The sequence below is a fragment of the Streptomyces sp. SudanB5_2050 genome (genome assembly GCF_964272335.1).
Taxonomy (GTDB): Bacteria; Actinomycetota; Actinomycetes; order Streptomycetales; family Streptomycetaceae; genus Streptomyces; species Streptomyces rochei.
Genome location: NZ_OZ186760.1, coordinates 6,805,509 through 6,821,252, shown reverse-complemented (window position 1 = coordinate 6,821,252; position 15,744 = coordinate 6,805,509). Strand labels below are relative to the sequence as shown.

The following is a 15,744-nucleotide window of genomic DNA, read 5'->3' as shown; positions in this document are numbered from 1 at the left end:
CCGGGGCACGCCCCGGCGGTGGTTCCGGTCGGACCGGGTCGGCTCAGCCGACGCCGAGTTCCTTGTCGATGAAGGCGAGTACGTCGTCGGCGTCCGCGTCCTCGAGACGGCTGGCCACATCGGTGGCGTCCCCGGCGTCTCCGGGTGGTGCGCTCGTGTCCGTGCTGCCGCTGCCGGCGAGGAGGCGGGAGGCCAGGGCTTGCAGGCGGGCGGCGAGCCGGTTGCGGTCGATCTCCTCCTGGGGGAGGCCCGGCGCGGCGGCTTCCAGCCGGTCCAGGTCGGCGAGGACGGCGGTGAGCGGGTCGGCGTCGGGCCCGAGGAGTTCCGACCTCAGGTGACGGGCGAGCGCGGTGGGAGTGGCGTGGTCGAAGATCAGGGTGGCCGGCAGGTCGAGCCCGAGCGCGGCGGAGAGCCGGCGCCGGTAGTCGACGGCGGTCATGGAGTCGAACCCGATGTCCTTGAACGCCCTGTCGGGCTCGACCTCGTCGCGGTCGTAGCCGAGGACCTTGGCGGCGTGTTCGGTGACGAGTTCCACCAAGGTCTGCTCCTGGTCGGCCACGGGCAGTGCGGCCAGCCGTTCGGCCGACAGGCGCTCCCCTCCCGCGCCTTCGTCCGTCCGCTCGTCCGGTACGGCTGTGCCGTCCCCGGCGGGGCCGGTGGCCTCGGGGAGGGCCCGCAGCAGCGGCCGGGTGCGCTCGAAGCCGTAGACGGCGGAGAAGCGGGGCCAGTCGAAGTCGCCGACGACAAGATGTGTCTCGTCGTCGTCCAGGGCCTGCCGGAGCACTTCGAGGGCGGGTTCGGGGTCCATCGGGGGGACTCCGGCCCGGCGCAGGGCGGCCTCGGCCTCGGCGTCGACCATGCCGCCTCGCCAGGGGCCCCAGGCGATGGCGGTGGCGGCGCGTCCCCGGGCACGGCGACGGTGGGCGAGCGCGTCCAGGTGGGCGTTGCCGGCGGCGTAGGCGGCCTGTCCCGCGCTGCCCCAGACGGCGGCCCCGGAGGAGTAGAGGACGAAGGCGTCCAGCGGCCGGTCACCGAGGACTTCGTCCAGGAGCCGGGCGCCCTCGGTCTTGGCGCGGCTGACGTCGGCGAAGGTCTCCGGTGCCATGTCGGTCAGGTCGACGGGCTCGGGCATGACGCCGGCGGCGTGCACCACGGCGGTCAGCGGGTGCTCGTCGGGTACGTGGTCCAGGAGGGCGACGACCGCCTCCCGGTCGGTGACGTCGCACGCCACGACGGTGACCTCGGCCCCCAGGGCGGTCAGCTCGTCGGCCAACTCGGCGGCGCCGGGGGCCTGAGGGCCGCGCCGGCTCGTGAGGAGGAGGTGACGGGCACCGTGCCGGACGAGCCAGCGGGCCGTGTGGGCGCCGAGGGCGCCGGTGCCCCCGGTGACGAGCACGGTCCCGCGGGGCCGCCACCCACTCGTGCCGGGCCGGGAACGAGGAGCACGGACCAGGCGCCGGCCGAAGACGCCGCCGGACCGTACGGCCAGCTGGTCCTCGCCGCCCGCGTCGGCGACCAGACCGACGATGCGGAGCGCCAGTTCGGGGGCGGCGACGGCCTCGGTCGGGGGCACGTCGATGAGGCCGCCCCAGGTGTCCGGATGGTCCAGGGCCAGGACGGTGCCGGTCCCCCACACCTGGGCCTGGTCGCACCGGACGTCCTCGCCGTCGTGGACGGCGACGGCGCCACTCGTGACACACCAGAGCGCGGCGGGTTCGGCCAGTGCGCGAACCGCCTTGACCAGCGCATGGGTGCCGGCCAACCCTCGGGTGAGACCCGCATGGCGGGCGTGCGGCCTGTCGTCCAGCGCCAGCAGGGAGAGCACTCCAGCCGGGGAACCGAGTCGTCCCCTCAGCACGTCCGGGACGGCTTCGGCGATGCCGGCCGCCGTGTCGTCCGCGCCCGTGCTCGTGACTGTGTCCGCGCCCGCCCCCGTGCTCGTGTCCGTGTCCGTGACGAGTACGGACGGCTTCCCGCCGCTCCGGGTGACGGCGTCCACCAGGGCCGGAACGAGGGGGTGGTCCCGGTGGGTCGCGGGGACCACGATGTTCCACGTCCCCTGGAGCCCGCGTCCCGCGTCCGACGGCACGATCGGGTGCCAGGCGACCCTGTAACGGAGGTGTTCGGGCCCGGCTGCCGCGTCTTGGTGGCCCGGCGTGACGTCGAGCCAGTAGCGCTTGCGCTGGAAGGCGTAGGTGGGCAGGGGCACCCGCTGCACGGGACCGGTGGCGGCGAACACGGCGTTCCAGTCCGGGGACAGGCCACTCGTGTGGAGTCGTCCGACGGCACGCAGCAGGGAGTCCGTCGCACCGCCTCGACTGCGGGCGGTGGCGATGTGCACGGCACCGTCCGTCTCCGGACGGTCGGCGGCGAGCGCGGTCAGCACGGGCGCGGGCCCCAGTTCGAGGAACCGGCGCACGCCCCGGGCCACGAGGCTGCCGATGCCGTCGTGATAGCGGACGGTTCCTCGGACGTGACGGACCCAGTACTCCGGGTCCTGGAGGTCGCCCGGCTCGGCGAGCCGGCCGGTCACATTCGACACCACCGGGAGAACCGGCTCGCGGTAGGTCAGCCCGGACGCCACCCGACGGAACTCATCGAGCATCGGCTCCATCAGAGACGAGTGGAAGGCATGCGACACCTTCAGCCGCGTGGTGCGCTCGAAGTGACCAGCCACCTCCGTGACCGCCTCAACAGCACCCGAAACAACCACAGACCGGGGGCCGTTCACAGCCGCGATGTCCACACCGTCGACGAGGTGCTTGCGGACGTCCTCTTCCGTGCCCTGTACGGCGATCATCGCCCCGCCGTCCGGCAGCGCCTCCATCAACCGCGCCCGAGCCGCCACCAGCGTCGCCGCATCCCCCAGCGACAGCACACCCGCCACGTGGGCAGCACTCAGCTCACCCACCGAATGCCCGGCCACCATGTCCGGCCGCACACCCCACGACTCCAACAGCCGATACAACGCCACCTCGTAGGCGAAGAGAGCCGGCTGCGTGAACCCCGTACGGTCCAGCCCCTCCCCCTCCCCCTCCCACATCACCTCACGAAGAGGAAGCCCAAGCGCCCCGACCACCTCGTCCAGCGCCCGCGCAAAAACCGGAAAGGCGTCACACAACTCCCGCCCCATACCCGCACGCTGACTCCCCTGCCCCGAGAAAACGAACGCCGTGCGACCGGTGACGGGTGAGTCCCCCGGCTGCTCTCCGGAGGCCACCTCGGCCAGTCCGCGCAGCAGTTCCTCACGATCGGAGCCGACGACCACGGCCCTGCGGTCCATCGCGGCGCGGGTGGTGAGTGTGTGGCCGACGTCCGCCGGCTCCAGGTACGGATGACCGGCCAAGTGCTCGGCCAGTCGGCCGGCCTGGGCGCGCAGGGCGGCGTCGGTGCGGCCGGACAGGACCCAAGGCACGGTCCTGCACCGTCCTGACGTCCGGTCGGTGTCCCGGCCGTCGTCCGCCGGAACGTCGGACGTGTCGTCGGGGGCCTCTTCGAGGATGACGTGGGCGTTGGTGCCGCTGATCCCGAAGGAGGAGACACCGGCGCGGCGGGGGTGGCCGGCTCGTTCCCAGGGCCGGGCCTCGGTGAGCAGTTCCACCGCTCCGGCCGACCAGTCGACGTGTGGCGACGGCTCCTCCACGTGCAGCGTCCGGGGCAGCACCCCGTGCCGCATCGCCATCACCATCTTGATCACGCCGGCCACACCCGCGGCCGCCTGGGTGTGCCCGATGTTCGACTTGACCGACCCCAGCCACAGGGGTGCGCGGTCGTGCGGCCGGTCCCGGCCGTAGGTGGCGAGCAGGGCGTCGGCCTCGATCGGGTCGCCGAGGACGGTGCCGGTGCCGTGGGCCTCGACGGCGTCGACTTCGTCGGGGCTCACGCGGGCGGCGAGCAGCGCGTCCTCCACGACGCGGCGTTGCGCCGGTCCGTTGGGTGCGGTCAGCCCGTTGGAGGCGCCGTCCTGGTTGACCGCCGACCCTCGCACGACGGCGAGCACCTCGTGCCCGTTGCGGCGGGCGTCGGAGAGGCGTTCGAGCAGGACCAGGCCCACTCCTTCGGACCAGCCGGTGCCGTCGGCCGCCGCCGAGAACGCCTTGCAGCGGCCGTCGGCGGACAGCGCGCCTTGCCGGCTGAACTCCACGAAGACGTCGGGGGCGCACATCACCGTGGCGCCGCCGGCGACGGCGAGGGTGCACTCTCCGCGCCGCAGGGCGGCGCACGCCAGGTGGATGGTGACCAGGGAGGAGGAACAGGTGGTGTCGATGGTGACGGCGGGCCCCTGGAAACCGAACGCGTACGCGACTCGGCCCGACAGTACGGCGGCCGAGTTGCCGATCATCAGGTAGCCCTCGACGTCCTCGGGCACCTGGATCGGGCGGGTGTTGTAGTCGTGGTACATGGCGCCGGCGAAGACGCCGGTGCGGGTGTCCCGCAGGGAGAGCGGGTCGATGCCCGCGCGTTCCAGGGACTCCCAGGTGAGTTCCAGCAGCAGTCGCTGCTGCGGGTCCATCGCCAGGGCCTCGCGCGGGTTGATGCCGAAGAGGGTCGCGTCGAAGTGGGCGATGTCGTCCAGGAAGCCCCCGGCGCGGGCCAGGCTGGCGCCGGGGGTGTCCGGGTCGGGGCCGTGGAGGCCGTCCAGGTCCCACCCCCGGTCGGTGGGGAACGGGGACATCGCGTCGCGGCCGTCGGCGATCAGCTCCCACAGTTCGTCGGGGGTGCGCACTCCTCCCGGCATGCGGCAGCCCATGCCGACGACGGCGATCGGCTCGTGCTGGAGTTCCTCGGCCTCGCGCAGGCGGCGTCGGGTCTCGCGCAGGTCCGTCGTGGCGCGTCGGAGATAGTCGCGCAGCTTCTCGTCGTTCGCCGTCTCGTTGGACATCGGTCCCACCGTTTCGTCAGGTACCACAGGTGCGTCAGAGCCCGAGCTCGCTGTCGAGGGCCTGGAACAGTTCCTCGTCCGTGGCGGCCGCGAGATCGTCGTCGTGCCGGTCGTCCGGCTGCGGGCGGTCGCCGAGGCGGCCCTGCCAGGTGCGGATCAGGGCTTCCAGCCGGCCGGTGATGCGGGTGGCGTCGCCGTCGGCGGGCGACAGGGCGGCCAAGGCGGCCTCCAGCCGGTCGACGTCGGCCAGCACCGAACGGGAGGCGTCCGCGTCGTCCACGGCGAGTTCCTCCGCGAGGTGGCGGGCCAGGGCGGCGGGGGTGGGCTGGTCGAAGACCACGGCGGCGGACAGGTGCAGTCCGGTGGCCGCCTTGAGCTGGTTGCGCAGTTCGATGCCCGCCAGGGAGTCGAAGCCGAGCTGCTGGAAGGTGACGTCGGGATCGATCGCGTCCGGACCGGTGTGGCCGAGGACGGCTCCGACATGGGCGCGCACCAGGTCGGCCACCGCGTGGGCCCGTTCCCCCGCCGGCAGGCCCGCGAGGTGTTCGGTCAGAGCGCGCGCACCTCCCGTGCCCGCGCCGGCACGGGTACGGGGGCGTCGGCCGTGGCCGGCGGGCACCAGGTCGAGGAGGAGCGCCTGGACGTCCGCTCCGGCGGCCCGCAGTGCCGCCGGATCCAGGGAGACCGGGAGCAGAACGGGCTCGTCGGTGCCCAGGGCCTGCGAGAAGAGCCGCAGCCCGTCCTCGACGGTCAGGGAGTCCACGCCGCCGCGCCGCATGCGGAGGCGGTCCGCCTCGCCCATGTCGCGCGCCATGCCCACTCCGCCCTGCCAGAGCCCCCACGCCAGCGACTGACCCGGCAGCCCCTGGTCGCGGCGGTGCCGGGCCAGGGCGTCGAGGAAGGCGTTGGCCGCCGCGTAGTTGCCCTGCCCGGCGGCGCCCAGCACTCCGGCCGCGGACGAGAACAGGACGAATCCGCCCAGTTCTTGGTCACGGGTCAGCTCGTGCAGGTGCCATGCCGTGTCGGCCTTGGGCCGCAGTACGGTGTCGATCTGCTCCTCGCTCAGACCGCCGATCAGGGCGTTGTCCATGACACCGGCGGCGTGGACGACGGCGGTGAGGGGCCGGTCCTCGGGAATGCCGGCCAGCAGCCGGGCGAGCGCCTCACGGTCGCCGGTGTCGCAGGCCGCGATCCGGACCCGGGCGCCGAGTTCCGTCAGGTCCGCGACCAGGGTGTCGGCCCCCGGGGCTTCGGTACCCCTGCGGCTGACCAGCAGCAGGTCCCGCCTGCCGTGGTCGGTGACCAGGTGCCGGGCGACGAGGCGCCCCAGGTCGCCCGTGCCACCGGTGACGAGTACGGTGCCGTCGGGCTTCCAGCCTTCGGTTCCGCCGATGCCGGCGGTCGCCCCGTCGGGCGCCCCTTCGACGCGGTGGAGCCGCGGCACGCGTGGTCCGCCGTCCCGCAGGGCGAGTTGGGGCTCACCGCGGACCGCGTACGCGGCCAGCACGGCGTGCGGGGTGTCCGGCGTCTCCTGATCGAGCAGGACGACCCGGCCGGGCTCCTCCTCCTGTGCGGAGCGCACGAGTCCCCACACCGCCGCCTGGGCGAGACCGCTCGCGTCGCCGGCCGCGTCCCCCGCGCCGGTGTCGACCGCGCGGTGCGTCACCACGGCGAGCACGGAACCGGCCAGCTTGTCCTCGCCGAGCAGGGCCCGCAGCCCGGTGAGGGCGTGCTGCACGGCCGCGCGGACCCGTGCGGGAACGTCCTCGGCCACGGCACCGGGCCCGGCCGGCGTGATCTCCGTCCGCGTCGCCGATACGGGGAGCAGCACGACGTCCGGCGCGCGCACCTCGCCCTCGCCGACCGCCTCGACCAGGGTCGCCCAGTCCGGGTAGCCGTTGTCGCCGGACGCCGCCCCGCCGACGACCGCCCAGCTGGGGGCGGAGTCCTGCTCGGCCGTCTCCGATACCGGGATCCAGTCCACCCGGTGGAGGGCGCCGCCGTCACCGAGTACCGCCGGAAGTCCGGGCCCCTGCGGGTCGGCGGGCAAGGGCCGGGTCGACAGGGACTCCACCGAGAGGACGGGTGAGCCCGTGGCATCGAACGCCTCCAGGCCGTCACCGGTGAGACGGACCCTCAGCACCGTGGCACCTGCGGAGTGGAGACGTACCCCGTTCCACGAGAACGGAATGGCCGGCCCGTCCGTGCCGTCCGTCCGGCTCCCGCCGTCGACGACTTCCGCCAGGTGAGCGTGGAGGGCGGCGTCGAGCAGAGCCGGGTGCAGTCCGTACGCGCCGCCGTCGATGAGGTGGTCCGGCAGGGTCACTTCGGCGAAGAGGGTGTCACCGTGCCGCCAGGCGGCGCGCAGTCCCTGGAAGGCGGGGCCGTAGCGCAGCCCGTGGTCGGTGAGCGCGTCGTAGAAGCCGTCCAGTTCCAGGGCCGTGGCTCCACGCGGCGGCCAGGTCCGCATGTCCGGTGCCCCGGCGGGCGGTACGGCATCGGTCTCCTCGGCCAGGGTCCCGCCGGCGTGCCGAGTCCACGCCGTCTCCGAGGTGTCGTCCTCGGACCGGGAGTGCACCGACACCGTTCGCCGTCCCGAATCATCGGCCTCACCCACGGTGACCTGCACCATGAGGGCGCCTCGCTCCGGCAGGACGAGCGGAGCCTCGATGGTCAGTTCCTCGACCACCGGGAAGCCCACCTCGTCGCCCGCACGGACGGCCATCTCGACGAAGGCGGTCCCGGGCAGCAGCACACTGCCCCTCACGGCGTGATCGGCGAGCCACGGCTGGGTCTCCCGGGAGACCCGCCCGGTGAGCGTGACGCCATCACCCTGGGGCGCCGACAACACGGCTCCCAAGAGGGGGTGCTGCGCCGATTCGAGGCCAGCGGCAGAGATGTCCGCCCCGGTGTCGAGGGAGTTGATCCAGTAGCGCTTGTGCTGGAAGGCGTAGGTGGGGAGGTCGACGGTGCGGGCACCGCGACCGGCGAAGAACGCCTCCCAGTCGACGGTGACACCACGGGTGTGCAGCTCGCCGAGAGTGGTGACCAGCTGGCCGGCTTCGGCACGCTCGCGGCGCTGGGCCGCAAGGAACACCGCGTCGTCGCCGCAGCCGAGTCCAGCGAGGACGGCCTGCGGGCCGACCTCGACGAAGGTGCGGACGCCTTCACCCTCCAGGGTGCGGATGCCGTCGTGGTAGCGGACGGTGCCACGGACGTGACGGACCCAGTACTCCGGGTCCTGGAGGTCGCCCGGCTCAGCGAGGCGGCCGGTCACGTTCGACACCACCGGGAGAACCGGGGCGTGATAGGTCAGCTCGGCGGCGATCTTCCCGAACTCCGCCAGCATCGGCTCCATCAGAGGCGAGTGGAAAGCGTGGGAGACCTTGAGCCGGGTGGTGCGCTCGAAGTGCGCCGCCACCTCCGTGACGGCCTCCACGGCACCGGAAATGACCACGGACTGGGGGCCGTTCACAGCCGCGATGTCCACACCGTCGACCAGACGCGCCCGCACGTCCTCTTCTGTGGCCTGTACGGCGATCATCGCCCCGCCGTCCGGCAGCGCCTCCATCAAGCGCGCCCGGGCGGCCACCAGAGTCGCCGCATCCTCCAGCGACAGCACACCCGCCACGTGGGCAGCACTCAGCTCGCCCACCGAATGCCCGGCCACCACGTCCGGCCGCACACCCCACGACTCCAGCAGTCGGTAGAGAGCCACCTCGTGGGCGAAGAGAGCCGGCTGCGTGAACCCCGTACGGTCCAGGCCCTCGCCGTCCCACATCACCTCACGCAACGGCAGCCCAAGCGCCTCGACCACATCGTCCAGCGCCCGCGCGAAGACCGGGAACGCGTCGTACAGCTCACGCCCCATCCCCGCACGCTGGCTGCCCTGCCCGGAGAACACAAACGCCGTCTTGCCCGCCACCGGTGTCCCACCGGAGACGACCGTGGCGAGCCCGCTCAGCAGTTCCTCGCGGTCCCGGCCCACGACGACAGCCCGGTGCTCAAACACACTACGGGCCATGGCCAGCGAGAACGCCACGTCCAGCGGGGACAGCTCCTCCCGCCCGGCCACGTACTCGGCCAGCCGCTCCGCCTGCGCCCGCAACGCACCCTCACCACGCCCGGACAGCACCCACGGAACCACCGGCAGCGGAGCAAGAGCCTCCTCCGCCGCCTCTTCCTGAACCGGCGGTGCTTCTTCCAAGACGACGTGCGCGTTCGTCCCACTGAAACCGAAGGACGACACACCCGCCCGGCGCGGACGCCCACCCTGAACCCAGGGCCGGGCCTCCGTCAGAAGCTCCACCGCCCCCGCCGACCAGTCCACGTGCGGGGAAGGCTCCTCCACGTGCAGCGTGCGCGGCAGCACACCATGCCGCATCGCCATCACCATCTTGATGACACCGCCCACACCCGCGGCGGCCTGCGCGTGCCCGATGTTCGACTTCAGCGACCCCAGCCACAACGGCGCACCGTCCTCGGGCCGCTCCTGCCCGTACGTGGCCAGCAGCGCCTGCGCCTCGATCGGGTCACCCAGCGTGGTGCCCGTGCCGTGCGCCTCCACCGCATCCACATCCGCAGCACTCAGCCCCGCGGCCGTCAACGCCTGTCGGATCACCCGCTGCTGCGACGGACCGTTCGGCGCCGTCAACCCGTTCGACGCACCGTCCTGGTTCACCGCCGAGCCCCGCACCACCGCCAGCACCCGGTGCCCGTTGCGCCGCGCATCCGACAGACGCTCCACCACCAGCACACCCACACCCTCGGACCAGCCCGTGCCGTCCGCACCCGCCGAGAACGCCCTGCACCGCCCGTCAGGAGACAGACCACGCTGGCGACTGAACTCCACGAAGCTGTCCGGCGTGGCCATGACCGCCACGCCACCCGCCAGGGCGAGGGAGCACTCGCCGTTGCGCAGCGCCTGGGCCGCCAGGTGAAGGCTGACCAGCGACGACGAGCACGCCGTGTCCACCGACATCGCGGGGCCCTCCAGGCCCAGCGCGTACGAGACACGGCCGGCGACGACACTGCCGGAGCTGCGACCGGTGAGGTAGTCGTGGTACATGACGCCGGCGAAGACGCCGGTGGCGCTGCCCTTCAGCGCGGAGGGCCGGATACCCGCGTGCTCCAGGGCCTCCCAGGCCGTCTCCAGCAGCACCCGCTGCTGCGGGTCCATGGTCAGGGCCTCACGCGGGCTGATACCGAAGAAGTCCGGGTCGAACTCGGCGGCATCGTGCAGGAATCCGCCGTGCTTGACGTAGCTGCTGTGGGGCGCGGCCATGTCCGGGTCATAGAGCCGCTCGACCTCCCAGCCGCGGTCGGCCGGGAACTCGGAGATGCCGTCGATGCCGTCGGCGACCATGCGCCACAGGTCGTCGGGGCCGGTGACGCCGCCCGGGTAGCGGCAGCCGATGCCGACGATGGCGATCGGTTCGTCGTCGGCGGTCGCCCCTCCCCCGGACGCCGGCGCCGTGGCGGGTGCGGCGGTGTCCTCGCGGTCGCCCAGCAGTTCCTCCATGAGGAGGTCGGCGAGGCTTCGGGCGCTGGGATAGTCGAAGACGACAGTGGTCGGCAGCGGGACTCCGCTGACTATCTTGAGTCGGTTCCTCAGTTCCAGCGCGGTCAGCGAGTCGTAGCCGAGTTCCAGGAAAGCCCGGTCGGGGTCGATGGGGTCGGCCGAGGCATGCCCGAGCACCCACGCGGCGTGGCTGCGGACGAGGTCGAGCAGGGTCTCGCGGGCCTTGGGCTCGGGCAGCCCGGCCAGTTGCCCCGCGAGACCTCCGGTGCCGGGGCCGCCCTCCCCCGCCGCCGCGGGGCCGCCGGCCACTGGACGCGCCGCGCGGTGCGCGGACTGGGTGGCCGGTCGCAACAGGGGCGGGAGTTCGGTGCCGCCGCCGATCCAGGCTCCCCGCCGCCGGGTGTGCAGGACGGCGGTGTTGAGGACGAGCGGTGCCAGGAGAGCGTGCTCGGTGGTCAGGGCCTGGTCGAACAGGGAGAAGGCCTGATGCGTCGCGATCGCGGGCACGCCCAGGGAACGGATGCGGTTGAGATCGACGTCGGTGAGCTGGGCGGTGAGGCCGACGGGCGGGTCCCAGGTGGCGTACGCGAGCGAGGTGGCGGGCAGTCCGGTGGCCCGGCGGTTCTGGGCGAGAGCGTCGAGGAAGACGTTGGCGGCGGCGTAGTCGCCCTGTCCCGCCGCCAGGATGAGTCCGCCGGACGAGGAGAACATCACGAACGCCGTCAGGTCCGCGTCCCGGGTGAGGACGTGCAGGTTCCAGGCCGCGTCGGCCTTGGGACGCATGACACGTTCCATGGATTCCGGGGTGAGGGTGGTCACCAGGCCGCCCTCGGCGATGCCCGCCGTGTGCACGACGCCTCTGAGGGGACGGTCGGCGGGAATCGCGGCGAGCACCTCGGCCAGCGCTTCGCGGTCCGCCACGTCGCACTGCTCCACGCTCACCTCGGCGCCCGACGCGGAAAGCTGCTCGACCAGGTCCGCGGCACCCTGTGCGGCCATGCCGCTCCGGCTGATCAGCAGCAGGTGGCGGACACCGTGCTCGGCGACCAGATGACGGGCGACGAGCGAGCCCAGCCCTCCGGTGCCGCCGGTGATGAGCACCGTACCGTCGGGGTCCCACGGCCCCTCCGTCGCGGCGTGCGCACCGGGGTCGATCGCGGAGAGGCGCGGCATCAGCATCCGGTCGCCGCGCAGGGCGAGTTCGCCCTGCCGGCTGCCGAGGGCCTCGGCCAGCGCTGTCGGGTCGGGCGCCTCCCCGTCCTGGCCGGGGTCGAGGTCCAGGAGGCCGAAGCGGCCGGGCATCTCTTCGGCGGCGGCCCGCACCAAACCCCACACCGGCGCCTGCGCCACGTCGACCGCCGCGGCGTCCGCCCCGGCCGCACCGCGCGTCACGACGACCAGACGGGTGGCCGCGAGGAGGTCGTGCTCCAGCCACTGCTGGAGCACCGGCAGGACCCGGCTGGTGAAGGAGCGCATCCGGTCCGGCAGGTACCGGGTGGACTCGGCCGTGTCACCGAGGTGATGGGCATCGAGGACGACCGCTTCGGGGAGCGGGGCTCCCTCGGCGACGGCGGCGACGAGCGCGGCCACGTCCGGGAAGACGGCAACGTCGTGGTCGCCGGCGAGAGGAGACTGTCCCAGAAGCGCCCAGGAGGTGTCCGGGGCGACCGGCCCCGGCACCTGCAGCCACTCCACCTGGTACAGGGCCTCGCGTTCCTCACCGGATCCGCCCCCGAGCCGGTCCGCCGAGACGGGGCGGGCGGTGATGTTCCGTACGTCGGCCACGGGAGCCCCGTGGGCGTCGGCGACCGTGACGGTGCCTCCGTCCGCCGAGACCCGCACGCGCAGTACGGCGGCACCGGTGGCGTGGAGCCGGACGCCGCTCCAGGAGAAGGGGATCGAAGGGCTCTCCTCGCCCTCCTGCTCCTCCAGGATGCTGACGTGCAGGGCGGCGTCCAGCAGCGCCGGGTGCAGTCCGAAGGCGGCCGCGTCATCCAGCGCGCTGTCGGGGAGCGCCACCTCGGCGAACAGTTCACCGTCGCGCCGCCAGGCGGCACGCAGTCCCTGGAAGACCGGCCCGTAGCCGAAACCGCGCTCGGTGAGCCGCTCGTAGAAGCCGTCCGCGGGCAGGGGGACCGCCCCCTGAGGAGGCCAGACCCGCAGATCGGCGGCGTGCGCGGCTCCGTCCGGGTCGGCGGCGGTCAGGACGCCGGTGGCGTTGCGTGCCCACGGCTCGTCCGACGGCGCCGACTCGAGCCGGGAGTGGATGAGCAGGTGCCGGGTGCCGGAGCCGTCGGGCCCTTCCACCACGACCTGCACGGCCACGCCCTCGTGCTCGGGCAGCACGAGCGGTGCCTCGATGGTCAGTTCGTCGAGGACGGGACAGCCGACTTGGTCACCGGCGTGGAGCGCGAGTTCCACGAAGGCGGTTCCGGGCAGCAGTGTGGTGCCGAGGACCGCGTGGTCGGCGAGCCAGGGGTGGGTCGACAAGGAGAGACGGCCGGTCAGCACCACGCCATCGCTGCCGGGCAACGACAACATGGCGCCGAGCAGCGGGTGTTCCGCGGACCGCTGCCCGAGGCCGGACGGATCACCGACGGTGAGGGCGGCATCGAGCCAGAAGCGTTCACGCTGGAAGGCGTAGGTGGGGAGGTCGACGGTGCGGGCACCGCGACCGACGAAGAACGCCTGCCAGTCGACGGTGACACCACGGGTGTGCAGCTCACCCAGCGCGGTGACCAGCTGAACCGCCTCAGCGCGGTCGCGGCGCTGGGCCGCCACGAACACGGCGTCCTCGCCGCAACCGAGTCCGGCCAGGACGGCCTGCGGGCCGACCTCGACGAAGGTGCGTACGCCTTCGCCCTCCAGGGTCCGGATGCCGTCGTGATAGCGGACGGTGCCACGGACGTGGCGGACCCAGTACTCCGGGTCCTGAAGATCACCCGGCTCGGCGAGCCGGCCGGTCACGTTCGACACCACCGGGACAGTCGGCGCGTGATAGGTCAGCCCGGACGCCACCCGACGGAACTCGTCCAGCATCGGCTCCATCAGCGGCGAGTGGAAAGCGTGGGACACCTTGAGCCGGGTGGTGCGCTCGAAGTGACCGGCCACCTCCGTGACGGCCTCCACAGCACCGGAAATGACCACGGACCGGGGGCCGTTCACAGCCGCGATGTCCACACCGTCGATGAGGTGCTTGCGGACGTCCTCTTCCGTGGCCTGCACGGCGATCATCGCGCCACCGTCCGGCAGCGCCTCCATCAACCGCGCCCGAGCCGCCACCAGCGTCGCCGCATCCTCCAGCGACAGCACACCCGCCACGTGGGCAGCACTCAGCTCACCCACCGAATGCCCGGCCACCATGTCCGGCCGCACACCCCACGACTCCAACAGCCGATACAACGCCACCTCGTGAGCGAAGAGAGCCGGCTGCGTGAACCCCGTACGGTCCAGCCCCTCCCCCTCCCCCTCCCCCTCCCACATCACCTCACGCAACGGCAGCCCAAGCGCCTCAACCACCTCATCCAACGCCCGCGCGAACACCGGGAACGCGTCATACAGCTCACGCCCCATACCCGCACGCTGGCTCCCCTGCCCGGAGAACACGAACGCCGTCCTGCCCTGCACCGGCGTCCCACCGGAAACCACCCCGGCGAGCCCGCTCAGCAGCTCCTCGCGGTCCCGGCCCACCATGACAACCCGGTGCTCCAGCACGCTCCGCGTCGTAGCCAGCGAGAACCCGACATCCAGCGGCGACAGGTCATCCCGCCCGGCCACGTACTCGGCCAGCCGCTCCGCCTGCGCCCGCAACGCACCCTCACCACGCCCCGACAACACCCACGGAACGACCGGCAGCGGCGCCGCAGCTTCCTCTTCTGCCTCTTCCTGAACCGGCGGTGCTTCCTCCAGGATGACGTGCGCGTTCGTCCCGCTGATACCGAAGGACGACACACCCGCCCGGCGCGGACGCCCACCCTGAACCCAGGGCCGGGCCTCCGTCAGAAGCTCCACCGCCCCCGCCGACCAGTCCACGTGCGGCGAAGGCTCCTCCACATGCAGGGTGCGAGGCAGCACCCCGTGCCGCATCGCCATCACCATCTTGATCACACCGGCGACACCCGCGGCCGCCTGCGCGTGCCCGATGTTCGACTTCAGCGACCCCAGCCACAACGGCGCACCGTCCTCGGGCCGCTCCTGCCCGTACGTGGCCAGCAGCGCCTGCGCCTCGATGGGGTCACCCAGCGTCGTCCCCGTACCGTGCGCCTCCACCGCGTCCACGTCCGCGGCGCTGAGCCCCGCGGCCGTCAACGCCTGCCGGATCACCCGCTGCTGCGACGGACCGTTCGGCGCCGTGAAGCCGCTGGAGGCGCCGTCCTGGTTCACGGCCGAGCCCCGCACCACCGCCAGCACCCGGTGCCCGTTGCGCCGTGCGTCCGACAGGCGCTCGACCACCAGCACGCCCACGCCCTCGGACCAGCCCGTGCCGTCCGCACCGGCCGAGAACGCCTTGCAGCGGCCGTCCGGGGAGAGCGCCCGCTGGCGGCTGTACTCGACGAACATGTTCGGCTGGGTCATGACGGTGACGCCGCCGACGAGGGCCAGGGAGCACTCGCCGCGCCGCAGCGCCTGAGCGGCCAGGTGCAGGCTTACCAGGGACGACGAGCAGGCGGTGTCGACCGACACGGCCGGGCCCTCCAGGCCCAGGGTGTAGGAGACGCGACCGGAGACGATGCTGGCGACGCTGCCCGCCGCGAGGTACGCCTCCAGGTCCTCGGGGACGGCCGTACCGCCGGAGCCGTAGTCGCAGTACATGACGCCGCCGAAGACGCCGGTGCGGCTGCCCCGGAGTGACGTGGGGTCGATGCCGGCGCGTTCCAGCGCCTCCCAGGAGGTCTCCAGCAGCAGCCGCTGTTGCGGGTCCATCGCCAGGGCCTCACGCGGGCTGATGCCGAAGAAGCCCGCGTCGAACTCGGCGGCGCCGTCGAGGAAGCCGCCGTCCCGCACATAGCTCTTGCCGGACTTGTCCGGGTCGGGGTCGTACAGGCCGTCGACGTCCCAGCCGCGCTCGCGCGGGAACGGGGTGATGCCGTCGCGGCCGTCGGCGACGAGTCGCCACAGTTCCTCGGGGGTGGTGACCCCGCCGGGCAGGCGGCAACTCATGCCGACGATGGCGATCGGTTCGCGTTCGGACTGTTCGGCTTCGCTCAGACGGCGACGGGCTTCGCGGAGGTCGGCCGTGGTCCGCTTGAGGTAATCGAGCAGCTTCTCTTCGTTCGACATCCGCACACCAGCCTCTTCAGTACATGGGTCGGCCAGGCGTCGCGGCGCCGGCCGGTCGTGG

General features: G+C 72.9%; 2 protein-coding genes. Both read right to left on the bottom strand.

Features of this window, described 5'->3' with window-relative positions:
• Positions 1 to 43: 43 nt before the first annotated feature.
• Entirely contained in the window at positions 44 to 4,882 is a 4,839-nt protein-coding gene (locus ACFZP7_RS30000; RefSeq protein WP_385637011.1) for an SDR family NAD(P)-dependent oxidoreductase, read from the bottom strand.
• 34 nt (positions 4,883 to 4,916) lie between these two features.
• Positions 4,917 to 15,683 carry an SDR family NAD(P)-dependent oxidoreductase gene (locus ACFZP7_RS29995; protein ID WP_385637008.1) on the bottom strand — a complete coding sequence of 3,589 codons (10,767 nt, stop codon included), beginning with the start codon at positions 15,681 to 15,683 and terminating at the stop codon, positions 4,917 to 4,919.
• Positions 15,684 to 15,744: the final 61 nt, after the last annotated feature.

What these genes read in the sequence shown, in the direction of transcription:
- ACFZP7_RS30000 (WP_385637011.1), bottom strand. Translation starts at nt 4,882, where the DNA reads ATGTCCAACGAGACGGCGAACGACGAGAAGCTGCGCGACTATCTCCGA.
- ACFZP7_RS29995 (WP_385637008.1), bottom strand. Translation starts at nt 15,683, where the DNA reads ATGTCGAACGAAGAGAAGCTGCTCGATTACCTCAAGCGGACCACGGCC.